Source organism: Xanthomonas sp. NCPPB 1638 (genome assembly GCF_041475635.2).
Lineage (GTDB): Bacteria > Pseudomonadota > Gammaproteobacteria > Xanthomonadales > Xanthomonadaceae > Xanthomonas > Xanthomonas cucurbitae.
The window spans coordinates 1421474-1445748 of record NZ_CM192984.1 but is presented as its reverse complement, the minus strand read 5'-3'; the positions used below and the strand labels follow the sequence as shown (position 1 = coordinate 1445748).

The 24275-nt window shown below is 66.4% G+C and carries 20 protein-coding genes and 3 pseudogenes; 8 read left to right on the top strand and 15 right to left on the bottom strand.

Features of this window, described 5'->3' with window-relative positions:
- Window positions 1–143: 143 nt before the first annotated feature.
- The 7 genes from ACCQ13_RS06255 to ACCQ13_RS06225 form a co-directional block, all read right to left on the bottom strand.
- Window positions 144–1562: a cryptochrome/photolyase family protein gene (locus tag ACCQ13_RS06255; protein ID WP_274392071.1), complete on the bottom strand. Its 1419-nt coding sequence runs from the start codon at window positions 1560–1562 to the stop codon at window positions 144–146.
- Window positions 1563–2001: 439 nt separating this feature from the next.
- Entirely contained in the window at window positions 2002–3432 is a 1431-nt protein-coding gene (locus ACCQ13_RS06250) for a replicative DNA helicase (protein ID WP_104603575.1), read from the bottom strand.
- Between the two features lie 284 nt (window positions 3433–3716).
- The gene (gene asnB / locus ACCQ13_RS06245; RefSeq protein ID WP_104603574.1) at window positions 3717–5657 is read right to left on the bottom strand and encodes an asparagine synthase (glutamine-hydrolyzing); all 1941 of its coding nucleotides are present in this window, start codon (window positions 5655–5657) and stop codon (window positions 3717–3719) included.
- A gap of 109 nt (window positions 5658–5766) precedes the next feature.
- On the bottom strand, window positions 5767–6405 hold the full coding sequence (locus ACCQ13_RS06240) for a glutathione S-transferase family protein (protein WP_167526842.1): 639 nt from the start codon (window positions 6403–6405) through the stop codon (window positions 5767–5769).
- 130 nt (window positions 6406–6535) lie between these two features.
- Window positions 6536–9079, bottom strand: coding sequence for a DUF3857 domain-containing protein (locus ACCQ13_RS06235; RefSeq protein WP_159407937.1), 2544 nt, complete (start codon window positions 9077–9079; stop codon window positions 6536–6538).
- A gap of 88 nt (window positions 9080–9167) precedes the next feature.
- Window positions 9168–10331, bottom strand: a complete 1164-nt coding sequence (locus tag ACCQ13_RS06230; RefSeq protein WP_104603593.1) for an acyl-CoA dehydrogenase family protein — start codon at window positions 10329–10331, stop codon at window positions 9168–9170.
- A 137-nt stretch (window positions 10332–10468) separates the two neighbouring features.
- Window positions 10469–11263 (bottom strand): glycine zipper 2TM domain-containing protein, encoded by a 795-nt coding sequence (locus ACCQ13_RS06225; protein ID WP_104603592.1) that lies wholly within the window; start codon window positions 11261–11263, stop codon window positions 10469–10471.
- 145 nt (window positions 11264–11408) lie between these two features.
- On the opposite strand from ACCQ13_RS06225, the gene ACCQ13_RS06220 reads away from it, so the two are divergent.
- Together ACCQ13_RS06220 and ACCQ13_RS06215 are read left to right on the top strand one after the other, a co-directional pair.
- A complete protein-coding gene (locus ACCQ13_RS06220; protein WP_159406840.1) occupies window positions 11409–11624 on the top strand; it encodes a DUF6116 family protein in 216 nt (71 codons plus the stop codon).
- Window positions 11624–12397: a TatD family hydrolase gene (locus ACCQ13_RS06215; protein WP_159406839.1), complete on the top strand. Its 774-nt coding sequence runs from the start codon at window positions 11624–11626 to the stop codon at window positions 12395–12397. Before ACCQ13_RS06220 ends, ACCQ13_RS06215 begins: the two co-directional genes overlap by 1 nt.
- A 28-nt stretch (window positions 12398–12425) precedes the next feature.
- Here ACCQ13_RS06215 and ACCQ13_RS06210 read toward each other — a convergent pair whose 3' ends face one another.
- Window positions 12426–13256 (bottom strand): tRNA threonylcarbamoyladenosine dehydratase, encoded by an 831-nt coding sequence (locus ACCQ13_RS06210; protein WP_159406838.1) that lies wholly within the window; start codon window positions 13254–13256, stop codon window positions 12426–12428.
- A gap of 70 nt (window positions 13257–13326) precedes the next feature.
- On the opposite strand from ACCQ13_RS06210, the gene ACCQ13_RS06205 reads away from it, so the two are divergent.
- A complete protein-coding gene (locus ACCQ13_RS06205) occupies window positions 13327–13755 on the top strand; it encodes a hypothetical protein (RefSeq protein ID WP_372372360.1) in 429 nt (142 codons plus the stop codon).
- 121 nt (window positions 13756–13876) lie between these two features.
- A complete protein-coding gene (locus ACCQ13_RS06200; protein ID WP_104603569.1) occupies window positions 13877–14359 on the top strand; it encodes an outer membrane lipoprotein in 483 nt (160 codons plus the stop codon).
- 85 nt (window positions 14360–14444) lie between these two features.
- Here the strand turns inward: ACCQ13_RS06200 and ACCQ13_RS06195 are convergent, their stop codons facing one another.
- Window positions 14445–14660, bottom strand: a complete 216-nt coding sequence (locus ACCQ13_RS06195) for a cold-shock protein (RefSeq protein ID WP_104588011.1) — start codon at window positions 14658–14660, stop codon at window positions 14445–14447.
- Between the two features lie 227 nt (window positions 14661–14887).
- Here ACCQ13_RS06195 and ACCQ13_RS06190 point away from each other — a divergent pair, with 227 nt between their 5' ends.
- Window positions 14888–15373 carry a DUF456 domain-containing protein gene (locus tag ACCQ13_RS06190; RefSeq protein WP_159407936.1) on the top strand — a complete coding sequence of 162 codons (486 nt, stop codon included), beginning with the start codon at window positions 14888–14890 and terminating at the stop codon, window positions 15371–15373.
- A 190-nt stretch (window positions 15374–15563) separates the two neighbouring features.
- Window positions 15564–16694 (top strand): phospholipase A, encoded by a 1131-nt coding sequence (locus ACCQ13_RS06185; RefSeq protein ID WP_104603568.1) that lies wholly within the window; start codon window positions 15564–15566, stop codon window positions 16692–16694.
- A gap of 207 nt (window positions 16695–16901) precedes the next feature.
- Here ACCQ13_RS06185 and ACCQ13_RS06180 read toward each other — a convergent pair whose 3' ends face one another.
- Together ACCQ13_RS06180 and ACCQ13_RS06175 are read right to left on the bottom strand one after the other, a co-directional pair.
- A complete protein-coding gene (locus ACCQ13_RS06180; protein WP_223214411.1) occupies window positions 16902–17615 on the bottom strand; it encodes a carbonic anhydrase in 714 nt (237 codons plus the stop codon).
- 297 nt (window positions 17616–17912) lie between these two features.
- A complete protein-coding gene (locus ACCQ13_RS06175) occupies window positions 17913–19430 on the bottom strand; it encodes a fumarate hydratase (protein WP_167526841.1) in 1518 nt (505 codons plus the stop codon).
- A 226-nt stretch (window positions 19431–19656) separates the two neighbouring features.
- Between ACCQ13_RS06175 and ACCQ13_RS06170 the strand changes: the two genes are divergently transcribed.
- Both ACCQ13_RS06170 and ACCQ13_RS06165 read left to right on the top strand, forming a co-directional pair.
- Entirely contained in the window at window positions 19657–21534 is a 1878-nt protein-coding gene (locus ACCQ13_RS06170; protein WP_159406836.1) for an ABC transporter ATP-binding protein, read from the top strand.
- Between the two features lie 215 nt (window positions 21535–21749).
- Entirely contained in the window at window positions 21750–22529 is a 780-nt protein-coding gene (locus ACCQ13_RS06165) for a ferredoxin--NADP reductase (RefSeq protein ID WP_159406835.1), read from the top strand.
- Between the two features lie 159 nt (window positions 22530–22688).
- On the opposite strand, the pseudogene ACCQ13_RS06160 reads toward ACCQ13_RS06165, so the two are convergent.
- From ACCQ13_RS06160 to ACCQ13_RS06145, 4 genes and pseudogenes are all read right to left on the bottom strand, one after another.
- Window positions 22689–22781, bottom strand: a pseudogene (locus ACCQ13_RS06160) (glutathione peroxidase); the annotation flags it as partial.
- A gap of 154 nt (window positions 22782–22935) precedes the next feature.
- Window positions 22936–23031, bottom strand: a pseudogene (locus ACCQ13_RS06155) (glutathione peroxidase); the annotation flags it as partial.
- A 154-nt stretch (window positions 23032–23185) separates the two neighbouring features.
- Window positions 23186–23281: pseudogene (locus tag ACCQ13_RS06150) on the bottom strand (glutathione peroxidase); the annotation flags it as partial.
- 154 nt (window positions 23282–23435) lie between these two features.
- Window positions 23436–23921, bottom strand: coding sequence for a glutathione peroxidase (locus ACCQ13_RS06145; protein WP_104603563.1), 486 nt, complete (start codon window positions 23919–23921; stop codon window positions 23436–23438).
- Window positions 23922–24275: the final 354 nt, after the last annotated feature.

The window sequence follows — 24275 nt, the reverse complement described above, 5'->3', positions numbered from 1 at the left end:
CACTCAATCGTGTGGGCGAGCATAAACAGCACTGTGCGACTACCACATGAGGAAGCTGCGCACTGGTTGCACGCAACTGGCTCACCATTCAGGAAAGCGTTTCCGGCCGCACTCATCGAGATCCTGCGCATGGCGCAGGGACGCTAGCCGCGCGTTTTCGCATACGCCGCCAGGGCTGCATCGCGCCCTTCGGCCAGCCCGATGATGGGCGAACGCGGATACTCCGGTGCCAGGCGTGCCAGCGACAGCGGATGCTGCCATGGCGCAAAGCGCTCCTTCACTGGCAACTTGCCAAGCTCCGGTACCCAGCGCGTGATGTAGACCGCCTGCGGATCGAACTTTTCCGCCTGCGTTACCGGATTGAATACGCGGAAATACGGCGCGGCATCGGCGCCGGTACCGGCCACCCATTGCCATCCCATGGTGTTGTTGGCCAGATCCGCATCCACCAGCGTGTCCCAGAACCAGCGCGCACCTTCGACCCAGTGCATGCGCAGGTGTTTGCACAACAAACTCGCCACGATCATGCGCACGCGGTTGTGCATCCAGCCGGTGTGCCAGAGCTGGCGCATGCCGGCATCGACGATGGGAATGCCGGTACGCCCGCGTTGCCAGGCCTGCAACGCCACCGGATCGGCCTTGGCCCAATCGAAGCCTTCGAAGCGCGGATTGAGATTCTGGTTGGTGGTCTCCGGAAAATGGTGCAGCAGGTGATAGGCGAAATCGCGCCAGCCCAGCTGCCGGATATAGCCATCGATCTCCGCACCGTTGCGCGCGTTGCGCTGTACGTTCAACGCAGCGGCGATCCGCCACGGCGCGATCTCGCCGAAGTGCAGGTGCGGCGACAGTTGCGAGGTGCCAACACGATCGGGCCGGTCGCGATTTTCGCGGTAGCCGGAAAGCGCGCCGTCGATGAAGATCTCCAGCATCTCGTGCGCGCCCGCCTCGCCTGGCTGCCAATGCTCCCAGAAACCCTGGTCCCAGCTCAGCGTCGGTAGCAGCCCCAAGGTCTCCAGCGCGTCGCTCTTGAGCTTGGCCGGCAGCGGCGCCAGGCTGCGCGGCGCCGCCACCGGGTCGGGCAATTGCAATTGGGTCAGCGCGTTGCGCCAGAACGGAGTGAAGACCTTGTAAGGGCCGCCCTGCTGGGTGCTCAGCTGCCAGGGTTCGAACAACAGCGCCGAATTGCAGCTCTGCACCTCGATGCCGCGCTCGCGCAGGCCGCGTTTGATCTGTGCATCGCGCGGCTGGATGGCCGGTTCGTACTTGCGATTCCAGTACACCGCCACCGCGTCGGTTTGCGCGATCACCTCATCGAGCACCTGCGCGCTGTTGCCGGCGCGAATCACCAGGCCGCTGCCCAGCGCGCGCAAGCCCGCCTCCAGCGCGGCCAGCGAACGATGCCGCCAGCTGCGCGAGGCCGCGCCCGGCATCCACTCGCCTTCCTCGTGCGGCGCATCGATATAGAGCGGGATCGGGTGGTGGCCGGCATCGAGCGCGGCGCGCATGGCCGGATTGTCTTCCAGGCGCAGGTCGCGACGGAACCAGACGATGGCGTAGGACATACGGACTCGGCAGCGACGATAAGGCTACGCAGCATAAGCGAGCAGATGCAACGATGGCGCGATGCATTGGCGGGCGATTCTGCTGCGGCAAGGGCCCTGCAGCAAACTCTCAGCTTCGGTCGAGTGCGCGGTGCTCTCACCGCACCAGACAGTTGGCTGGTGGTTTTTGAAAGCTCTACGCACCGACCAACTCGACTGGTCCTTGCCCGCTCACCGTCGCGGGACCTTTGGCGGCATGGACGCCGCCAAAGAGCTTACAGGGACGTACTTGCAGCGTGTCCTGCGATGGTGAGCGGGCAAGGACCCTGCAGCCAAGCCGCAGATCGCCCGCCCTGCACCAGACACATCCGCAGCGTCTGCGCGGATACAACCAAACGCTGACTGCGTCCTGCGGAGCGGCGAGCGCAGTCGTCATATGAGCGACCCCACAACACTTCGACTACTCGAAACTGCCCACCGAGTCGTGTGCCAGATTGTCGAAGCGGGTGTATTCGCCGAAGAACTTGAGCTTGCACGAACCAGTCGGGCCGCCGCGGTGCTTGCCGATGATGATCTCGGCCAGGCCCTTGTCCGGCGAATTTTCCTTGTTGTAGTAATCGTCGCGGTAGATGAACACGATCATGTCCGCGTCCTGCTCGATTGCGCCGGATTCGCGCAGGTCGGCCATCACCGGGCGCTTGTCGGTGCGCGTTTCCAGCGAGCGGTTGAGCTGGGACAAGGCAATCACCGGCACGTTGAGTTCCTTGGCAAGGCCCTTCAACGAACGCGAGATTTCCGAAATTTCGGTGGCGCGGTTTTCGCTGTTGCCCGGCACCGACATCAGCTGCAGGTAGTCGATGACGATCAGGCCCAGGTCGTGTTCGCGCTTGAGCCGGCGGCACTTGGAGCGCAGCACTTCCGGCGACACGCCCGGGGTGTCATCGATGAAGATCTTGGTTTCCTTGAGCATCTTGATCGCGCCGGTCACGCGTGCCCAGTCCTCGTCTTCCAGCGCACCGGTGCGCAGACGCTGTGCGTTGATGCGGCCGTTGGAGGAGATCAGGCGCATCGCCAACTGCGATGCCGACATTTCCATCGAAAACACCGCCACGCCCTTCTTGGACTTGATCGCGGCGTATTCAGCAATGTTCAGCGCGAAGGTGGTCTTGCCCATGGCCGGGCGTGCGGCCAGGATGATGAGATCGGTCGGCTGCAGGCCGGCGGTCATCGCATCGAAATCGTTGTAGCCGGTGGGCAGGCCGGTGATGTTTCCGCCGTTTTCGAAACGGATGCGCAGTTCCTCGAAGGCGTCCTTCAACGCACCGGGCATCGCCACGAAGTCGGTGCGCCCGCGGGCGCCGGCCTCGGCGATCTTGAACACCGCTTTTTCCGCCGCCGACAGCAGCTCCACGCTCTCGCGGCCTTCCGGCTGGAAGCCGTCGTTGACGATGGTGGTGCCCACTTCGATCAACTGCCGCAGCACGGCCTTGTCGCGCACGATCTCCGCATACGCGGCGATGTTGGCCGCCGACGGCGTGGTGCTGGCCAGCTCGATCAGATAGGCGCCATCGCCCACCTGCTCCAGCTTGCCCTGCGATTCGAACCACTCGCCCAGGGTCACGGCGTCGAACGGGCGATCCTTCTCGGCCAGTTCGCGGATGGCGCGATAGATCAGCCGGTGGTCGCGCCGGTAGAAGTCGTTCTCGGTGAGCTGGTCGTTGACCCGGTCGAACGCATCCGGCGCCAGCATCAGCCCGCCGAGCACCGCCTGTTCGGCCTCGACCGAATGCGGCGGCACCCGCAACTGATCGAGCCGTGGCTCGGGACGATCGTAATCGTCATCGTCGCGATCGCGATTGCGCTTGGAACGGAAACCAGGACGAGCGGACATGGACAAACAGACCTGACGCAGGGGACACGAGGGCAGGAAGCATAGTCATCGGCAGCGCCGACGACCATGCACAACTCTGTGGATAACTGGTGGACAGCCAGTGCAGCACTGTTCTACACCGCCACTGTCGCACCAGTCGCGACCCTTGCGCTGCCAGGGTTTGAACACCCTATCAATACCCTTGCGACACGCACCGCCCGAACGCGCCAGGCTGTGGTCAATTCATCTGGAAAACCAGTGGCGCACCTTAGTCGGCAGCGCACACGGGCGGTGAAGCGCATCACTCAGCGGCCGAGCGCGGCACGCTGGGCCCGCCAGTGCGCCTGCCAGGCCTGGAACATCAGCACCGTCCACAGATGGGTATGCCACTTGCGTTCGCCCTTGTTGAAATCGCGCCAGAGCCCGGCCACGGTGTCGGCGGCGAACACACCCTCGCGCTGCAGCATGCCATGCGCCAGCAGATCATCCGCCCAGCCGTGCAGATCACCGCGCAGCCACGCGCTGACCGGCGCACCGAAGCCGCGCTTGCCACGGTAGACCATCGCATCGGGCAGATAGCGGCATAGCACGCGCTTGAGCAGGTACTTGCTGACCCCGTCGCGGTACTTGAGCGATAGCGGCAGCGACCAGGCAAACTCGGCCACGCGCCAGTCCAGCAGCGGCGCGCGCGCCTCCAGCCCCACCGCCATGGTGGTGCGGTCCACCTTGCACAGCAGATCGTCAGGCAGGTAGGCGGCGAAGTCGGCCAGCATCATCGCGTCGGCCGGCGTGCCCGAGCCATGCAACGGGTCGGCCAGGCTGTAGAAACTGTCTGGCTCGGTGGCGCCCAGCACGACTGCAGCCGGGTCGCGCCAGCGCGAGATGCGGTTGCGGTAGATGTCGCCGATGCCACGCGCGCCGGCCTCGGCCACCAGCGCGGCCAGCCCGCCGGTACGCGAGGATTCGCCGTTGCTGCGCGCCGCCACCGCCATCAGCCGACGCAACGGGCCGGGCACCAGTCCGTGCATGCGCCAGTTGCGCAATGCGCGCTGGTAGCGGCCATAGCCGAAGAACAATTCGTCGCCGCCGTCGCCGGACAGCGCCACCGTCACCCCGCCGCGCGCCAGCCGCGCCACCAGCGCCGTGGGCACTTGCGAGGCATCGGCGAACGGCTCGTCGAACATGTCCGGCAGCATGGGCACCACCGCCAGCGCGTCGGCGCCGCTGACGTACAGCTCGGTGTGGTCGGTCTGCAGATGCGTGGCCACTTCGCGCGCCAGCGGCGCCTCGTCGTGGTGCGAACCTTCGAAGCCGATGCTGAAGGTGTGCACCGGCTGCGCGCTCTGTGCCTGCATCATCGCGGTGACGATGGACGAATCGGTGCCACCGGACAGGAACACACCCACCGGCACATCGGCCACCATGCGCAGCGCCACCGCATCGCGTAGCACGCTGTCCAGCTGGTCTTCGGCCTGCGCATCGGTGCCGGTGAACGGCGCCGCCAGCGCGCGCTGCATCGCCTCGCGCGCATTCCAGAACGGTTGCTGTGCCTGATCTGGCCGATGCGCGGCCGCCCCGGCGGCGACGGTCTGCGCATCCAGGCGCAGCACCCGGCCCGGCATCAGCTTGAAGGTGTGCTCGTGGATGCAGGCCGGCGCCGGGATGTAGCCCAGCCGCAGCAGCAGGGTCAGCGCATTGCGATCGACCCCGTTGTCGAAATCCGGGTGCTGCCACAACGCCTTGAGTTCGGAGCCGAACACCAGCGTGTCGCCGGCCCAGCCGTAGTACATCGGCTTCTTGCCGACCCGGTCGCGGGCCAGAAACAGGCAGTTATCGCGCGCATCCCACAATGCGATGGCGAACATGCCGTTGCAGCGGGCCAGGGTGTCGTCCAGCCCCCACTCCACCACCGCCGCCAGCAGCACTTCGGTATCGGAATGCCCGCGGAAGCGATGCCCCAGCGCCGACAGCGCGCCGCGCAGCTGCGCGAAGTTGTACACCTCGCCGTTATAGGCCAGCACGTAACGGCCATCGGCCGAGCGCATCGGCTGATGGCCCAGCGGCGAGAGGTCCAGGATGCTCAGGCGCTGGTGCGCCAGGGCCACGCCGGCCTGCGCATCGCACCAGCTGCCGGCATCGTCGGGGCCGCGATGACGCAACGCCGCGCCCATCGGCCGCACCAATGCCTCCAGCTGTTCGCCATGCAGCCGCGGCGAGGCCATCAGCAATCCTGCCAATCCGCACATCGTCAGGGCTCCCCTCGGCTGCTGGCGCACGCGCAGCTGGCGCGCATCGCAGCACGCTCAGACGCCTGCGTCAGTGCCGCAGGCGCCGCCATGTTCCTGTCTGCTCCGCTCATGCGGTCACCGCTGCGGGTGCCGGCATCGGCACGAATCCCGGCAGCGCGCGCACGCGTTGCAGCCAGGCACCGATCGCCGGCCAGCGTTCCAGGTCAAAGCCGCCGTCTTCGGCGCAATGGGTGTAGGCAAACAACGCGATATCGGCAATGCCATAGTCGCCGCCGGTGAACCAGGCCTGCTGCTGCAGATGCTGTTCCATCACCGCCAATGCCTGCTCGCCGCGCACGCGCAGCTGCGGCAGCTCGGCGCGCCGCGCCGCACCCGGCGCGGTCCACAGGCGGATGAAACGCGCCACCGCCACGTACGGCTCATGGCTGTATTGCTCGAAGAACATCCAGCTCAGCGCCTGCGCGCGCTGCCATGCGTCGGTGGGCAGGTACGGGGTGCCTTCGGCCAGCCAGAACAGGATCGCATTGGATTCGGTCAGCACGCGGCCGTCGTCGCGCTCCACCATCGGCACCTTGCCGTTGGGGTTCTTGGCCAGGTACTCGGGCGTGCGGGTCTGCCCGGCGACGCTGTCGACCTCGACCCAGTGATAGCGGCTGCCCAGTTGTTCCAGCAGCAGGCGCACCTTGTAGCAGTTGCCGGAACGGGACATGCCATGGACGGTCAACGGGGGACGCACGGTCGACATGAAGCTGGCTCCGCGGCAGCGACGAGGGGGCTGGCAGTGTCACAGCCCCGTGCGCCTTTGCAAAGCCCCGCCTGAGGCGATGCAGGCCGATCTTCATTCGGCCCGCGCCAGCACCCGCGTCGAGGCTGCCTTAGCGCAGTGCCACCAGGGCCAGCGGCACGCCCAGCACCGCGACCGCGATGCCCAGCAGCGACACCGTCAGCGCCCAGGCGCCGAATGCGCGCGCGCGTGCACAACCGGCCGCAGCGGCCACTGCCTGGACCGAGCAGGCCGACCACCACACCCCTCCCAGCAGCAGCAACAGCAGGCACATCGCCAGCTGCGCCAGGCCGGTGGCATCGGTCGCACCGCCCTGCAGCAGTGCCACCCTGCCCCGGATCGCCACCAGCGCCGCCAGCACACAGACCAGCCAGGGCAAGCCGCATCCGGCCAGCGCCGGCAGCAGGCGCGCGCGTTGTGCCGTGCTGCCCATCCAGCGCAATACCTGTTCGAGCAACACACCGCCCAACGGCAGGCTCGCCAATGCCGCCAGCGTGCCAAGCAGCTGCATCCACCACGGCCATGCATGCAGCCACAACCAGCTCGACACCAGCGCGCTCACCGCCCATGCCGCCCAGGCGCTCCAACGCAAACCCGGCTGGTGCGGCATGCGCTGCACCGTGCCATGCGGGTCGAACAGCAGGCCGCCCAACCCACCGCCACGCCACCAGCCCAGGCACGCCAGCAGCATCACCCCCAGCACCACCAGCCCGGCCAGCGGGTAGCCCAGCGCACGCCACTGCAGCGGCTGCGCCCGCCGCTGCGGCTTGAAATCGTGTTCGAAGTACAGCAGGTTGCGCGCCCGCTGCATGTCGGCCGCCGCGCGTGCCACACCGTCGGCAGGAATCCGATCGGTAAAGCGTTGCCATTGACCGACGATGCGAATGCGCCCTTCATGCATGGCGATCGTGCGCGAGAAGCGGAACCAGGGGTTGACCACGACCTGGGTCTGGGCGTTGAGCTGCAGTGGCGGATCGACCTGAATCTGGATGGTCTGGCGCGCCAGTTGCGGGCCGCCCAATGCCAGCGGTGTCTTGCGCGCGCCCTTCGGCAAGGCGTCCATCCACTCGGCCAGCTGAAACAGCGGAAAGCCCACTTCATCGCCCTCCGTGTCTGGCCATTGCAGCCGATAGGCCTCATGCGTGCGCACGTTCAAGCTGTCGGCCGCGTCGATGGTCGGCGGCGCGGGCTGGGTCAGCGCGGTGTAGTACTGCTGCATGAACTCCAGGTAGTGCTCGCCGATGGCGTGCGCGCCACCGCTGTCGAAACTGGACGCCACGCGTTCGCTACGTCCCTGCCGATAGACCGTCTCTACGGCAAAGGTCGCCACCCGCTGCGGTGCGCGCAGTGAAATGCGGATGTCTTCATGCACCTCGACCTGCGGCAACGACGGCATCGGCGCCGGCACGTCGACCAATGCCGCCTGCCCGGCCAGGACCGGCAGCCCACGCACGAACGGCAGCGGCCGACGCTGGGCGAGCGGGCCGTCCTCGCGGTCGCGGGTGGCGTCCACCCACACCGCGCCCTGCGGCAGGTGCGCGCGCACCACCACGTGGTCGAACGCGTACGGGCTGGGCAGGCGCGTATCCAAAGCGCCGCCCTTGTCGCTGCTGACCAGCACCGGCTCGGCGCGAATACCGGCCAGCTGCAGCAGGGCGATCAACAGCGTGGCCTTGTCCTTGCAATCGCCGTAGCGGTTGCGCAAGGTGGCCTCCGGCGCATGCGGGGCGTGCGAGTTCTCGCCCATGTCCAGGCCGAGATAGCGAATGTCGCCCTGCACGAAGGCCACTGCGCGCAGCAAAGCGCCTTGCGGGTCGTCGCCCCGCAGCTGCAGGCGCTGCGCGATGTCGGCAGCCACTTGTGCATCCTTGAACCCGTCCGGATACAGCTGCGCGGCCCACGCTGCCACCGCAGCCCAGCTGCCGGCGGTGGAGATTTCGATCATTCCATACGGATCCACGTCATCCGGTGCGCGTGGCTCCGGCTGCGCGGCGGCCAGGTTGCTGGCCGCGATGTCCAAGGTGGCCACTCCGTCGGCCGTGCCGTGGTTGCGGCTGAAACCCGGCGCGCTGATTCGCCACTGCAGCGTCATCCCGGCGGGATAGCGCAGGCGCACCCGGCGCTCGCCCAGCGGCACGCCATAGCGCGCGTCGAACACATCGAAGTAGCCCTTGCCGAACACCGGATTGGCGCCGGTGACGGTCGCCGCATAATCAACCCGGTCGCCGACCCGCAGATCGGGCACGGTGATCGACAGCGTCAATGCGCCATCGAGCAAGCCGTTCTCCAGCCCGCTTTCGCGGCGCAGGCTGGCGTAGTGCGCGCGGCGGCGCATGTCGATGCGCTGTCCGTTGCGCCACACGTCCAGGCTATGGAGTTCCAGGCTCTGGTAGAGCGGGTGGTAGTCGATGGAAATCTGCCCGGCCTCGTCCAGGCTCTTGGCGCGCTGCACGGTATAGCTCAGCCGTCGGTACGCCCTCACGGCACGGCCGGTCAGATCGACCTGATCGGACACCAGCTCATAGCGCAACCCGCCCGCGCCCGGCACCGCGCCGGGCACCGCATCGGCCACCACCCAAGCCGGCGCCGGCGCCATGCGCGGCGCGTCGCTGGCCTGCACGGGCAAGATCGCCATCATCGCCACTGCGGCGGCGGCCCAGATCGTCCACACCACGCCGCGCAGGCCTCGTTCCACATCCTTGCCGATCAACGCCCACTCCTTGTCAAAACGCATTGAGTCCCGTCAACGCACGGCCCACCACCAGCTGATGCACGGTCTCGGTGCCCTCGTAGGTAATCACCGATTCCAGGTTCAGCGCATGCCGGATCGCCACATGGTCGGTGGTGATGCCGGCCGCGCCCAGCAGATCGCGGCACTCGCGCGCCACGTCCAGTGCCATGCGGCAATTATTCCATTTTGCCAGCGAGATCTGTTCCGGCCGCAGCGTACCGGCCTCTTTCAGGCGACCGAGCTGCAGCGCCAGCAGCTGCGCGGTGGAGATACGCCGCGCCATCTCCGCCAGCTTGATCTGCGCGCTCTGCGTGGCAGCCAGCGGCCGCCCGAACAGGATGCGCTCGCCGGCATAGGCCAGCGCCTCGCGCAGGCAGGCCACCGCCGCACCGATCGCGCCCCAAGCGATGCCGTAACGTGCCTGGCTGAGGCATCCCAGGGGCGCCTTCAGCCCGGCCGCATTCGGCAGTCGCATCTGCTCGGGCACGAATACGTTGTCCAGGAACAAGGCCGAGGTGACTGACGCGCGCAGACTCATCTTGTGCGCGATGTCCTGCGCACTGAAGCCGGGACTGTCGGTTTCCACCAGAAAGCCGCACACGCCATCGTCGGTATGTGCCCAGATGATCGCCAGCGCGGCGATGCTGCCGTTGGTGATCCACATCTTGGCGCCATTCAAGCGCCAGCCGTCGCCGTCGCGCACCGCGCGCGTGGTCATCGCCGCCGGATCCGAGCCGCCTTGCGCCTCGCTCAGGCCGAAACAGCCAATCACCCGGCCGGCCGCCATCTCCGGTAGCCAACGGTGCCGCTGCGCATCGCTGCCGTAGGCGTGGATGGGATACATGCACAGCGAGGACTGCACGCTGACAAAACTGCGCAGGCCGCTGTCGCCGCGTTCCAGTTCCTGGCAGATCAGCCCGTAGGACACCGCGCCCAGGCCCGCGCCGCCGACATCGGTGGGCAGGCTGGCGCCCAGCAGGCCCAGTTGCGCCAACTCCGGCACCCACTCGTGCGGGAAATGCCCCGCATCGAAGGCAGCGCCGATCGCCGGCAACACGCGTGCATCGGTAAAACGCGCCACCGCATCCTGTACCGCCCGTTCTTCCTCGGTCAGTCGCGCACGCACATCGAACAGGTCATCGGGACGCACCGGCAGCTCCGCTCTTCGCAACAGGGGAAGCAGCGATTATCTGCCAGTTGCCCGGCCCGTGGCGCAAGGCGGCTGTCGGCGTGGATCGACGCAAAAAAAGAGCCGGCGATGCCGGCTCTGTCGTGCGTTGCGCGATGCCCCGATTATTGGCGGCTACGGCCCATGCCGTCGCGAGGCAGGCCGGCATCGCCCGCCGCCGAGGCGGTCTGGGTCACCAGTTGGCCATCGACCACCGGCAGGCGATCGCTGGCCGGCTTGTCGTTCATGCGCACGGTCTTTTCGAAACCGTCGTAGCGGTAGGTCACGTCATAGGCCACCACGTTGTCGGCATCGCCCAGCGAGATGCGCTCGCCCGGCTTGCTGTCCATGCGCATGGTGCCGGTGGTGCCATCGGCATTGCGGTAGGTCACGTCATAGCCGACCACGCGCGAGGACGACGAATTGGCATTTTCGGTGTGGCACTGGCGCTCGGTACGGTCCACCACGCGGCCGCCAACATGGTTGCGGTCTACGCGGTTACCGATAAAGCCGCCACCCACCGCACCTGCGGCGGTCGCCAGCTTGCGGCCGTTGCCACCACCGATCTGGTTGCCGATCAGGCCGCCGATGACCGCGCCGGCCACCGTGCCACCGACGTTGCCGTCGCGCTCGGGCAGACGTTCCTGCACCACCACGTCGCGGCACACTTCGCGCGGCGACGAACTGGTGGTGGTCTCGCGGATCGCGTTGCTGTTGATGACCTGCGCGTATTGCGGCTCGCGCTCGGTGATCGGCGCCACCTTGACCACGTCGGCGTATTCCAGACCGCGCGGGGCCGGCTGGCCGTTGGCGACGAAGTCGCCGGATGATGGACGGTTGTTCATGAAGGCGGCCGTAGCCACGCCTCCCACCAGCAAGGCACCGGCAGCGACCAGTATAGTTGTCGTATTGCTTTTCATCACCAGCTCCCTGCGGAACGCGCCGCGTTGTTGACGGCTTGATTCCAGCATGGCAACCCTGAACGAAAACGCGCTCGCTCATGAACGCGACAGTTAAGTTCAGCTAGCGCTTACTTCATGCACTTCTAACAGCAGGAGCCGATGCATGCGAAATCCTTTCATCACGCGGGCGCTGGAGTGGGCCGGAAAACTGCGCTACCCCACGCTATTCAAACTGGCGGCGGTGGTGTTTGCAGCGGATCTGATACTGCCGGACCCGCTTCCGTTGCTGGACGAGGTGTTGTTTGGCCTGACCACGCTGCTGCTGGCGAACTGGAAGACCCGCAAGGCACCGCTGCCGGCACCCGCGCGCCGCCGCTGATGGAGTTGATCGACAGTCACTGCCATCTGGATGCCGGCGAATTCGACCATGACCGCGCTGCGGTCATCGCCCGCGCACATGCTGCCGGCGTGGTGCAACAGGTGATCCCCGCCATCACTGCGGCCAGCTGGGCGGGCCTGCGCGAGGTGTGCACGCAGGCACCCGGGTTATACCCGGCCTACGGGCTGCACCCGATCTTTCTGGACCAGCATCGTCCCGAGCATCTGGAGGGGCTGGCCGACTGGATTGCGCGCGAGCGCCCCTGCGCCATCGGCGAGTGCGGGCTGGATTTCTACCTGGATGGGCTGGATGTGCAGGCGCAGCGCGACTACTTCGATGGCCAGTTGCGGCTGGCCAAGCGCTTCGACCTGCCGCTGATCGTGCATGCACGCCGCGCCACCGAAGAGGTCATCGCCCGCATCAAGGCCGTGGGCGGCCTGCGCGGCGTGGTGCACAGCTTTGCCGGCAGCCCCGAACAGGCCCGGCAGCTGTGGACACTGGATTTCTTGATCGGCCTCGGCGGGCCGGTGACCTATCCGCGCGCCAATCGCCTGCGCGGGCTGGTAGCGACCATGCCGCTGCAGCACCTGTTGCTGGAAACCGACGCCCCCGATCAGCCGGACGCCAGCATCCGTGGCCAGCGCAACGAGCCGACCCGGCTGCGTACGGTGCTGGACTGCATCGCACAGCTGCGCGGGGAGGACGCAGCCGTCATCGCGGCGCAGACCACCGCCAACGCGCGCCGCCTGTTCGGCTTGCCGGCCAGCGGATAGCCGTGCACGGCGGCATGTCTGGATGCGATTACGACGCTGCGGCAAGCGCTGCCGCTGCCGTGGCCGTGCCGGCCTTGGGCTTGAGCAGCATCTCCAGCGCCTTGCCGACCGCCACGAATGCGAACGTGCCGGTGATATGCGTGGCCGCGCCCAGCCCGGCGCCGCAGTCCAGCTTGAGCGTGGCATCGGCGTCGAGCTGCGGACGGATGCCGCACACGCTGCCGTCGGCCTGCGGATACTTGACGTTCTCCAGCGAATACACCGCCGGCACGCCGAAATAGCGCTGTGGATTCTTGGGGAAATTGAACTCGCTGCGCAGCTTCTTGCGGATCAGCGCCAGCATCGCATCGTGTTCGGTACGCGAGACATCGCGCACCCGCACCAGGGTGGGATCGGTACGCCCGCCGGCGGCCCCTACGGTCAGCAGCGGCAGCTTGCGCCGGCGGCACCAGGCAATGGTTTCCACCTTGACCCGGAAGCTGTCGCAGGCATCGATCACCAGATCCAGGCCATCGCCCAGCAGCGTGTCGATGTTGCCGGCGGTGAGGAAGGACTCCACCGCATCGGCCGCGATCTCGGGATTGATCGCCACGCAGCGCTCGGCCATCGCGCGCGCCTTGTTGCGCCCGTACTGCCCGGCCAGCGCCGGCAACTGCCGATTGGTATTGGACACGCACAGATCGTCCGCATCGATCAGGCGGATGTGGCCCACGCCGGTACGCGCCAGCGCCTCCACCACCCACGAGCCCACCCCGCCCATGCCAACCACCGCCACGCGGCAGGCGGCCAGGCGCTCTACCGTGCCGACTCCATACAGCCGGTCGATACCGGCAAAGCGTTCACGCCATTGTGCTTTCATCGCCCTATTTTACGCGCGCCACCTGCGGCGCGTCCGCCCATCCGCACGCCCCGCTGCCAGAGCAATCGCCATGACCGATGCCCCTCCAAACCAATCGCGCGCGGCGCGCTACGCCTTCATGCTGGTGCTGGGCGTGCTGATCGGACTGGTGACCACCGTGATGGTGGCACGCGTACTGCAGGCCCGGCGCGACCCGGTGCCGGACAGCCTGATGCACGTGATGGCCTACCAACTGCGCGCGTTGCGCCCCCCGCCCGGCACGGCCTGCGTCCCGGCGCAGCAACATGCGCGCCTGCGCTCGTTGCGCCTGCTTGCCAACGAGCTGGAACCGGCATTTGCACCCCTGGGCGAGGACCGCCGCTTTGCGGAACATGCCGGCACGCTGCGCGCGACGCTGAACGGCGCGCAACACGCGCCAGCGGCCGATTGCGCCGCCATTGCCGGGTTGGCAGCGCAGGTTTCCGATGCCTGTGAAGCCTGCCACCGCGACTTTCGATGAATAGGACGCTCGGGTTTCGTTAAGCCTGGAGTGCTCCAGTTGGCAGGCCGTTCACCTGGACCACCACAGGATGACATCGCCGCGGCCCCGACCGCCTTCAGAACCACTCCGGAGACATCCCATGAAGACCCGACTGCTCGTTATCGGCCTGGCTGCAACCGCAACCCTGGTTGGCTGCGCCACCTCCCAGCCCCAGTACGGCAGCTATCGCGGTGACCGCGGCTACGACCGTGGCTATGCGCAGCCGGCACCGCGCTGCGTCGATTGCGGTACCGTCACCCGCATCGACGAAGTCGGCCCGACCCGCACGGCTCCGACCGGCACCGGCGCGGTCCTGGGCGGCATCGTCGGCGCCGTGGCCGGCCGCCAGATTTCCAAGGAAACCGGCGGCAGCAAGGGCAACAAGAACGTCTCGGCCGTGGCTGGCGCAGCGGCCGGCGCGCTGGCCGGCAATGCCATCCAGAACAACGTCACCAGTTCCAGTTTCGACGTGCAGGTGCGCATGGACGATGGCCGGGTGATCGTGGTGAACCAGCGCGACCTGGACGGCGTGCGCGAGAACGCCTACGTGCGCGTGGTCAACGGGCGTGTCGTGCTGCGCTGACCGCTGCGCACTGCCAACGGCGGAGAGCAGAAAGGCCCGGTGACGGGCCTTTCTGCTGCAGGCAACGCGCTGGCGACCCTGCAGTTCAGACCACTTGCACCGCGTCGGCCTGCAGTCCCTTTTGGCCCTGCACGACGGTGAAGCTGACCTTCTGACCTTCCTTGAGACTCTTGAAGCCCTGGATCTGGATCGCGCGGAAATGGACGAAGACGTCTTCGCCGTTCTCGCGACTGATGAATCCAAAGCCCTTGGCATCGTTGAACCACTTCACGACACCGTGTTCGCGTTCGATGTTGGACATCTCGACTGACTCCCTACGACACTGTGATGGACTGGCGGTGGTGGCTGTGGTTGCAAGGAGAAGGCGAGGAACGGGACGTCGCGGATCGGGTGAGTTACCGCATCAGGCCACGATTCACGGTGACCTTTGCAAACGACAGCGGCTGCAACTTAACTTGCGCAAAATCAATTTTCAAGCACCCCTTGCGCAAGCATTTCAAGTCTGAAACAGGGCACCTTTCCATGACCATGGACACCACCGTCGTCTATTACGTCCTGGCCACCGTGCTGGTGCTGGTTGGCCTGGCCGGCGTGATCCTGCCCGCATTGCCCGGGTTACCGCTGGTCTTCGCCGGCTTGCTGCTGGTAGCCTGGGCCGACGGCTTTGCGCATGTGGGCTGGGTGGCGTTGCTCATCCTTGCCGCGATCACCGCACCGTCGTTCCTGGTCGACCTGCTGGCCACCGTCTACGGTGCCCGACGCGTGGGCGCCAGCAAGGCGGCGATGTGGGGCGCAGTGGTCGGCGCCTTCGCCGGCCTGCTGTTCCTGCCAATCGGCCTGTTCGTCGGCCCGTTTGCCGGCGCCTGGCTGGGCGAATATCTGCAGACCCGCAAGACCGGCCAGGCCACCCGGGTCGGCGTCGGCACCTGGCTGGGCATCGTGCTGGGCACCGCCACCAAGCTGGCGCTGGGGCTGTGCATGCTCGGCGTGTTTGCGGTCGCCTGGCTGTTCTGAGCGCCGGCCAAACGGCAGCGGCCGACGTGGCGCCCCGGCCAGACAAGCCGCTGACGCGTGCCGCGACGTGGGCGGCACCTGCCGCAGCGACGACAGTTGTTATGCGGCTGTGTACACGTCACGTATGCAGGGGTCGCCATTAAGCTGCCCAGCATCGCGCCGGCCTGGCGCCCCTCTTGGCCCCAGCCCCATGCCTCTACCACGTACCCGCCCGTTGCTCCTGATCGCCCTGGCGACCGCCCCGGTGGCGCAGGCACAGGAAATTGCCGCACAACCTGCCTCGCCGCAGGCCTGTACCTCCGTGACCTCCGATGCCGCGCGCCTGGCCTGCTATGACCAGGCGCTGGGCCATACCCCGCAGGCCACCCAGCAGGCGGACGCGCAGGCGCAGTTGGCCAAACAGGCCGCCAAGCCCGACGACGCGCGCACACGCAACCGCGTTGGCGACTTTTTTCGCGCCGACGCACGGGACGAGCGGGTCGAGGAAGCGGTGGCCAATGCCGGCCGCGGCTCGCTGCTGGATCGCCGCTGGGAACTGGCCAAGGATTCCAAGCTGGGCACCTTCCAGCTGCGCGGCTACAAGCCGGTGTATCTGCTGCCGGTGTTCTGGACCAGCGACACCAACCGCACCCCGCAGTCGCCCAACCCGGCCAATTCGGTGTCCACGCCGCAGCCGCTGGACAGCGCGGAACTGAAGTTCCAGCTCAGCTTCAAGACCAAGGTGGCCGAAGACCTGTTCGGCGACAACGGCGACATCTGGATGGGCTACACCCAGAGCTCGCGCTGGCAGGCCTACAACGCCGACGCCTCGCGCCCGTTTCGCGAAACCAACTACGAACCCGAAGCGATGCTGGTGTTCCGCAACAACTACAGCCTCTTTGGCTGGAAGGGACGCATGAGCGGCATCAGCCTCAACCATATGTCCAACGGCCGCGCCGACCCGCTGTCGCGCTCGTGGAACCGGGTGATCCTCAATATCGGGCTGGATCGCGAGAACTGGGCATTGACCCTGCGTCCGTGGTTCCGCATCAAGGAAGACCGTGCCGACGACAACAATCCCGATATCGAGGACTACATAGGCCGCGGCGACGCCACCCTGGTCTACAACAAGGACGGCCACGAAGTGGCGCTGATCGCGCGCCACTCGCTACGCGGCGGCGACCGTTCGCACGGCTCGCTGCAGGTGGACTACGGGTTTCCCATCACCAACCTGTTGCGCGGCCATGTGCAGGTATTCGATGGCTACGGCGAAAGCATGATCGACTACAACCACAAGGCCACCTACGTGGGCGTGGGCGTGTCGTTGCTGGAGTGGTTTTGAGCTGACGCGCCGCCCGGCGGATGCCCGCGCGTGTCGGTTCGCGCGGCGCTGCATCGCCCATCTCGCGCGCCAGAATGGAGAGACGAAAAAGCCGGCATCGCTGCCGGCTTCTTTCGTTGCGTTGACCAGGGCATACAGCCGGCTTCACCCCAGAATGGGAGAATTCGACTGCATCCGGTTTCGCACGCCCGAGCATGCGTCACCGGCTCACACGTCGAAGAAATCCACCTTGCCGTCCTTCAAGGTGTAATACGCACCGACGACGCGGACATTGCCTGCGCGTAGCGGTTCGAGCAGGGCCGGTTCGGACGCGCCGCGCAGGCGGTCGACCGTGCGCTTGACGTTGGCCTTGACCGAAGCTGCCAGCAGGTCATCGCCCCCCTTGCTCTTGGCGGTCAGCACCGCCGGAACAATCGGCTCGATCATCGCGCCAATGGCGCCGGGAAAGAACGCGCCCTGCTCCACCACCGACACCGCCGCAGCCACCGCGCCGCAGCTTTCGTGCCCCATCACCACGACCAGCGGCACACCGAGCTGGCTGACCGCATATTCGATCGACCCCAACGCGGTGGTATCCACGGTGTTGCCGGCATTGCGGACGATGAACATCTCACCCAGGCCCCGCCCGAACAACAACTCCGGCGGCACGCGCGAATCGGAGCACGACACCAGAATCACGAACGGCGTCTGCCCCAAGGCCAGCTCCAGGCGACGCTTGCTGTCGGAAATCACCTTCTTCGGGCGGTTCTCCACGAAGGCGGCATTGCCATCGCGCAGGACCTGCAATGCCTGCTCGGCATTCAGCTCGGTCTTCTTCGACGGGGCCGCGCGCAAGGCAAACGGAAGGGAAGCGGCGGCGGCGGCGACGGGCGCACAACAGGCGCATTGCAACAGTTTTCGACGGGATGCGGAATGCGCCATGGTGAGCCCCTGCTCTCTGGTTGGTGGCCCGATCATACTATGCAACTTTCACGCAAATACCGGCCCGAACATCCGGTCGTCGGGCCGACAGCGGTACCGCGCACCCAGGGTTCAGCTCCAGCCCGCCAGCCATTTCGCGGCGACAGGTTTGCCGAGGCGAACGCGGCCGGCAGTCCGTCAGCCTGACGCCACCCAGGCCGAGCAGGCGCAGGTGTCCACAACGTGCACGACCTGCTCCAATCCCTGCCACCCGTGGCGCCCTGCGTGTCGGACCACGCAACCGCTACGGTGGTCGCGTTACTCCACGACCACCGGAATCTTGCCGATGCGCGACTGCCACTGGCGCGGGCCGGTCTTGTGCACCGATTCGCCAGTGGAATCCACCGCCACGGTGACCGGCATGTCCTTGACCTCGAATTCGTAGATCGCCTCCATGCCCAGATCTTCGAAGGCCAGCACGCGCGCGGCCTTGATCGCCTTGGACACCAGGTAGGCCGAACCGCCCACCGCCATCAGGTACACGGCCTTGTTGTCGCGGATCGCCTCGATGGCCGCATCGCCACGCTCGGACTTGCCGACCATGCCGAGCAAGCCGGTCTGTTCCAGCATCTGGCGGGTGAACTTGTCCATGCGGGTAGCGGTGGTCGGGCCGGCCGGGCCCACCACTTCGTCGCGCACCGGGTCGACCGGGCCAACGTAGTAGATGAAGCGGTTGGTGAAATCCACCGGCAAGGTGTCGCCCTTGTTGAGCATGTCGATCATGCGCTTGTGCGCGGCGTCGCGGCCGGTCAACAGCTTGCCGTTGAGCAGGATCACTTCGCCCGGCTTGAAGCTGGCCACTTCCTCGCGGGTGATGGTGTCCAGGTTCACCCGGCGCGCATTGGTCGGGTTGTAGGTGAGCTTGGGCCAGTCTTCCAGCGACGGCGGATCCAGCATCACCGGGCCGTTGCCGTCCAGGGTGAAGTGGGCGTGGCGGGTGGCCGCGCAATTGGGGATCAGCGCCACCGGCAGGTTGGCGGCGTGGGTGGGGTAATCCTTGACCTTGATGTCCAGCACCGTGGTCAGGCCGCCCAGGCCTTGTGCGCCGATACCCAGCGCATTGACCTTTTCATACAGCTCCAGGCGCAGTTCTTCGGCGCGACTGGAGGCGCCACGCGCCTGCAGGTCGACGATGTCGATCGGCTCCATCAGCGCTTCCTTGGCCAGCAGCATGGCCTTTTCGGCGGTGCCACCGATGCCGATGCCCAGCATGCCCGGCGGGCACCAGCCGGCGCCCATCGTCGGCACGGTCTTGAGCACCCAGTCGACGATGGAATCGGAGGGATTGAGCATGGCGAACTTGCTCTTGGCTTCCGAGCCGCCGCCCTTGGCCGCGACGATCACCTCAAGATGGTCGCCCGGCACAATCTTGGTGTTGACCACCGCCGGAGTGTTGTCGCGGGTGTTGGCGCGCTTGCCGGCCGGGTCGGCCAGCACGCTGGCGCGCAGCTTGTTGTCGGGGTGGTTGTAGGCGCGGCGCACGCCCTCGTTGACCATGTCTTCCACGCCCATGCTGGCGTCGTCCCAACGCACGTTCATGCCGATTTCAAGGAACACGGTGACGATGCCGGTGTCCTGGCAGATCGGGCGGTGGCCTTCGGCGCACATGCGCGAATTTATCAGGATCTGCGCAATGGCGTCCTTGGCGGCCGGCGATTCTTCGCGCTCATAGGCAGCGGACAGATTCTTGATGTAGTCGACCGGGTGGTAGTAGCTGATGTACTGCAGCGCATCGGCGACGGACTGGATGAGGTCTTCCTGCTTGATCGAGGTCACGGCTGGCTCTACGGCTGGCGGAGGCAATCCGGGCATTTTAGAGCAAACCGCCGGCCAGACCGGCGCGAATGCGGGAAGGCTGGGTTGCGGAAGGCCGCTCCCTCGGCGCTGCAGTCGCCGGTCGCGCGCCTTGGCATGGCTCCAGTCGGCCGGTCGCTCAGCCATCTGCGCCTTGCCAGCAGCGCCCAACACCCCCGGCGCACACCGCGCCCGGCACACTAGGCACATGTCAGCTTCCCACTCCGGCGCCACGGCGCCCGCTCCCCGTACCGGCCCCACCCTGCGCGAACGCCTGGATGCGCTGCGCAACCTGCCCCCGTTCCTGCGCCAGATCTGGCAGACCAGCCGCTGGCTGAGTGCCAGCAGCATCGGCCTGCGCGTGCTGCGCGCGTTGATGCCGGTGGCGACGCTGTACATCGGCAAGCTCATCATCGACGAAGCGGTCCACCTGGTAGGCCAGCCGCCGGCGTTCGATTCCTTCGCCCAGGCGCTGGGCAGCGGCCGGCTGAACCGGCTGCTGGAATTGCTGGCGCTGGAGCTGGCACTGGCGATCGGCTCGGACCTGCTCGGGCGCATGGTCGGCTATGCCGATGCGCTGCTGTCGGAGTTGTTCAACAACGCCGCCAGCGTACGCCTGATGGAACACGCCGCGCAGCTGGATCTGGAGGATTTCGAAGACCCGGACCGGCAGGACAAGCTGGACCGCGCGCGGCGCCAGACCATGAACCGCATGAACCTGATGAGCCAGCTGTTCGGCCAGGTGCAGGACGCCATCACCGTGGTCAGCCTGGCGGTGGGCCTAGTGGTGTATGCGCCCTGGTTGATCGTGCTGCTGGCAGTCGCGCTGATTCCGGCCTTCATCGGCGAGGCGCATTTCAATGCATTGGGCTATTCGCTCAACTTCCAGTGGACACCGGAGCGGCGTCAGCTCGACTACCTGCGCCAGGTGGGCGCGAGCGTGGAAACGGCCAAGGAAGTGAAGATCCTCAACCTGCACCGCTTCCTGATCGCACGCTACCGCCGGCTGGCCGACAAGTTCTTCCAGGCCAACCGCGCATTGGCGCGCAAGCGGGCGCTGTGGGGCGCGCTGCTGGCGGCGCTGGGCACGCTGGGCTATTACGCGGCCTATGGCTACATCGCCTGGCGCACGGTGCGCGGCGATTTCAGCATCGGCGACCTGACCTTCCTGGCCGGCAGCTTCCTGCGCCTGCGCCAGCTGCTGGAGGGGTTGCTGATCGGCTTTTCGCAGGTCGCCGGGCAAGCCCTGTACCTGGACGATCTGTATTCGTTCTTCAACATCGTGCCGGAGATCCGCTCGCGCCCCGACGCCTTGCCGGTGCCGCGCCCGATCCGCCAGGGCTTCGTGTTCGAGGACGTGGGCTTCCGCTACCCGGAGGCCGAGCAGTGGACGGTGCGGCACCTGGATTTCGAACTGCGCGCCGGCGAAGTGCTGGCGCTGGTGGGCGAAAACGGCGCCGGCAAGACCACGCTGGTGAAGCTGCTGGCGCGGCTGTACGACCCCGACGAAGGCCGCATCCTGCTCGATGGCCATGACCTGCGCGACTACGATCTGGACGATGTCCGCGCCAATCTGGGGGTGATCTTCCAGGACTTCGTGCGGTATCACCTGAGCGTGGGCGAGAACATCGGCGTGGGCCAGGTGGATGCGATGGACGACACCGCCCGCATCCAGGCCGCCGCGCAGCGTGCGATGGCCGGCGAGCTGATCGCCGGCCTGCCGCAGGGTTACGACCAGTTGATCGGGCGACGCTTCAAGAACAGCGTGGACCTGTCCGGCGGGCAATGGCAAAAGATCGCCATCGCCCGCGCCTACATGCGCGACGCACAGCTGATGATCCTGGACGAGCCCACCGCCGCGCTGGACGCGCGCAGCGAGTTCGAGGTGTTCCAGCGCTTCAAGGAACTGTCGGACAACCGCACCGCAGTGCTGATCTCGCACCGTTTCTCCAGCGTACGCATGGCCGACCGCATCCTGGTGCTGGTGGATGGCCGCATCGAGGCCAACGGCACCCACGAAGCGCTGATGGCCCAGGGCGGGCGCTATGCGGAGCTGTTCGAGCTGCAGGCGGCCGGGTATCGGTGAGGCCGGGAATGGGGAATCGGGAATGGGGAATCGTTAGAAGCAGCTTCCCGGCGGCTGGCTGCTCCTCGGCTTCCCGATCCCACAAGGATCCGGATCTTTCCGCACTGCACCCCATTCCCGATTCCCGATTCTCCATTCCCGCCAAATGAGAGTTCATCTCATTTGGCGGGCTTGAGGTAGAATCAGGGGGTACTCCTCCCACGACACTCACCGGTATGTCTTCCGCTTTTGGCGCCGAAACGGTGCTTGAGGTCCGTCACTGGACCGATGCCTACTTCAGCTTCACCACCACCCGCGATCCCGGTTTCCGCTTCGAAAACGGCCAGTTCGTGATGATTGGCCTGGAAACCGAAACGCGCCCGTTGTTGCGTGCGTATTCGATCGCCAGCGCCAACTGGGAAGAACAGCTGGAGTTTTTCAGCATCAAGGTGCCCGATGGCCCGCTGACCTCGCGGCTGCAGCACATCCAGCCCGGCGACAAGGTGCTGGTCGGCAAGAAGCCCACTGGCACGCTGCTAATCAGCGATCTGCACCCCGGGCGCAACCTGTATTTGCTGGGCACCGGCACCGGGCTGGCGCCGTGGCTGTCGATCATCAAGGACCCGGAAACCTACGAGCGCTTCGACAAGGTGATCCTCACCCAGGGCGTGCGCTTCGTGCAGGATCTGGCCTACCGCGACTACTTCGAGCACGAACTGCCGCAGCACGAATTCCTCGGCGATCTGCTGCGCGACAAGTTGCTGTACTACCCGGCGGTCACCCGCGAAACCTTCGCCAACCAGGGCCGCCTGACCGAACTGATGGCCAATGGCCGCATGCAGCAGACGCTGGGCTTGCCTACGCTGGACCCGGCCAACGACCGCTTCATGATCTGCGGCAGCCCGCAGATGCTGGCCGACCTGCGCACGCTGCTGGACAGCCGCGGTTTCCAGACCTCGCCCCGCATCGGCACACCGGGGCATTACGTGTTCGAACGCGCCTTCGTTGAGAAGTAAAAGCCTCCTGCTAGACGCTGGCAGGCAGGCTCGTAGGAGCGCACCCGGGCGCGACGGGCGTTATCGGGAACGCCCCTCGCGCCCGGGTGCGCTCCTACACTGATCTGCTACGACGGCCACATCTCACGCGCGTCATCGCTGGCCTGGCATGCGTACGCATCAGCCCAGCGCACGCTCGATATCGGCAGCAATGGCGTCGGGCTTGGTCGTGGGGGCATAGCGCTCCAGCACAGCGCCGTCGCGGCCGATTACGTGTTCGAACGCGCCTTCGTCGAGAAGTAAAAGGCTACTGCGAGACGCTGGCACGCAGGCTCGTAGGAGCGCACCCGGGCGCGACGGGCGTTATCGGGAACGCTGCATCGCGCCCAGGTGCGCTCCTACGTTCTCCGCTGCACGCCCTGCAAGATCACGCGGCCAACGCTCGCTCGATATCGGCAGCAATGGCGTCGGGCTTGGTCGTGGGGGCATAGCGCTCCAGCACAGCGCCGTCGCGGCCGATTACGTGTTCGAACGCGCCTTCGTCGAGAAGTAAAAGGCTCCTGCGAGACGCTGGCACGCAGCCTCGTAGGAGCGCACCCGGGCGCGACGGGCGTTATCGGGAACGCTGAATCGCGCCCAGGTGCGCTCCTACGTTCTCCGCTGCACGCCCTGCAAGATCACGCGGCCAACGCTCGCTCGATATCGGCAGCAATGGCGTCGGGCTTGGTCGTGGGGGCATAGCGCTCCAGCACAGCGCCGTCGCGGCCGATTACGTGTTCGAACGCGCCTTCGTCGAGAAGTAAAAGGCTCCTGCGAGACGCTGGCACGCAGCCTCGTAGGAGCGCACCCGGGCGCGACGGGCATTACCGGGAACGCTGCATCGCGCCCAGGTGCGCTCCTACGTTCTCCGCTGCACGCCCTGCAAGATCACGCGGCCAACGCGCGCTCGATCTGCGCACTCAGTGCTTCGGGTTTTGTCGTCGGCGCATAACGCTCCAGCACAGCACCGTCTCGGCCGATCAGGAACTTGGTGAAATTCCATTTGATGGCTTCGGACCCCAGCACGCCGCGTTGCTCGCGCTTGAGCCACTGCCACAGCGGATGCGCACCACTGCCGTTGACCTCGATCTTGGAGGACAACGGAAAATCCACCGCGTAATCCAGCGAACAGAACTGCCGGATCTGCGCCGCATCACCCGGCTCCTGATGCCCGAACTGATCGCAGGGAAATCCGATCACCACCAGCCCGCGATCACGATAGCGCTGCCATAGCGCCTGCAGCCCGGCATATTGCGGCGTGAACCCGCACTTGGACGCCACATTCACCACCAGGATCACCTGACCGAGGTGATCGCCCATCGCATGCGTGCGACCGTCCAGGTCGGTGAAGTCGAACGTCGTCAGATCGTGCATGCCAGGCTCGGCGTGGAAGAAGCTACAAGGGTAACGCCTGCGCGGCACTGCTGCACGGTGACTGCCGGCTGGCGTGGCCGGCCGCCTGTATTGGCGATCATCGCCGAACCACGCCGGTGGAAAGATGACCGCACCACGACGCCAGCGCGCATCCAGCACGATCGCTGCGCCCGGTCATGGCGGCAGTGGCAGCGCAAACGCAAACCGCAGCAGACGCAACTGCCCCGCTGTGGCGTTGCAACATCTCCTGCGCCATGGCCATGGCTACGTTTGCACCGACTCACTGGCCTGCCGTCCACAAACAGCGCAAGGCCATGCCTTTTGTCACAAGTCCCTCCCACCAGGCTGGGTTAG

Excerpts from the sequence above, each read along its gene's own strand:
- ACCQ13_RS06180 (WP_223214411.1), bottom strand. The coding sequence starts at position 17,615 with ATGGCGCATTCCGCATCCCGTCGAAAACTGTTGCAATGCGCCTGTTGT.
- asnB (WP_104603574.1), bottom strand. The coding sequence starts at position 5,657 with ATGTGCGGATTGGCAGGATTGCTGATGGCCTCGCCGCGGCTGCATGGC.
- ACCQ13_RS06195 (WP_104588011.1), bottom strand. The coding sequence starts at position 14,660 with ATGTCCAACATCGAACGCGAACACGGTGTCGTGAAGTGGTTCAACGAT.
- ACCQ13_RS06145 (WP_104603563.1), bottom strand. The coding sequence starts at position 23,921 with ATGCACGATCTGACGACGTTCGACTTCACCGACCTGGACGGTCGCACG.
- ACCQ13_RS06220 (WP_159406840.1), top strand. The coding sequence starts at position 11,409 with ATGCGAAATCCTTTCATCACGCGGGCGCTGGAGTGGGCCGGAAAACTG.
- ACCQ13_RS06215 (WP_159406839.1), top strand. The coding sequence starts at position 11,624 with ATGGAGTTGATCGACAGTCACTGCCATCTGGATGCCGGCGAATTCGAC.
- ACCQ13_RS06170 (WP_159406836.1), top strand. The coding sequence starts at position 19,657 with ATGTCAGCTTCCCACTCCGGCGCCACGGCGCCCGCTCCCCGTACCGGC.
- ACCQ13_RS06190 (WP_159407936.1), top strand. The coding sequence starts at position 14,888 with ATGGACACCACCGTCGTCTATTACGTCCTGGCCACCGTGCTGGTGCTG.
- ACCQ13_RS06210 (WP_159406838.1), bottom strand. The coding sequence starts at position 13,256 with ATGAAAGCACAATGGCGTGAACGCTTTGCCGGTATCGACCGGCTGTAT.
- ACCQ13_RS06185 (WP_104603568.1), top strand. The coding sequence starts at position 15,564 with ATGCCTCTACCACGTACCCGCCCGTTGCTCCTGATCGCCCTGGCGACC.
- ACCQ13_RS06250 (WP_104603575.1), bottom strand. The coding sequence starts at position 3,432 with ATGTCCGCTCGTCCTGGTTTCCGTTCCAAGCGCAATCGCGATCGCGAC.
- ACCQ13_RS06165 (WP_159406835.1), top strand. The coding sequence starts at position 21,750 with ATGTCTTCCGCTTTTGGCGCCGAAACGGTGCTTGAGGTCCGTCACTGG.
- ACCQ13_RS06255 (WP_274392071.1), bottom strand. The coding sequence starts at position 1,562 with ATGTCCTACGCCATCGTCTGGTTCCGTCGCGACCTGCGCCTGGAAGAC.
- ACCQ13_RS06200 (WP_104603569.1), top strand. The coding sequence starts at position 13,877 with ATGAAGACCCGACTGCTCGTTATCGGCCTGGCTGCAACCGCAACCCTG.
- ACCQ13_RS06225 (WP_104603592.1), bottom strand. The coding sequence starts at position 11,263 with ATGAAAAGCAATACGACAACTATACTGGTCGCTGCCGGTGCCTTGCTG.
- ACCQ13_RS06235 (WP_159407937.1), bottom strand. The coding sequence starts at position 9,079 with ATGGCGATCTTGCCCGTGCAGGCCAGCGACGCGCCGCGCATGGCGCCG.
- ACCQ13_RS06240 (WP_167526842.1), bottom strand. The coding sequence starts at position 6,405 with ATGTCGACCGTGCGTCCCCCGTTGACCGTCCATGGCATGTCCCGTTCC.
- ACCQ13_RS06205 (WP_372372360.1), top strand. The coding sequence starts at position 13,327 with ATGACCGATGCCCCTCCAAACCAATCGCGCGCGGCGCGCTACGCCTTC.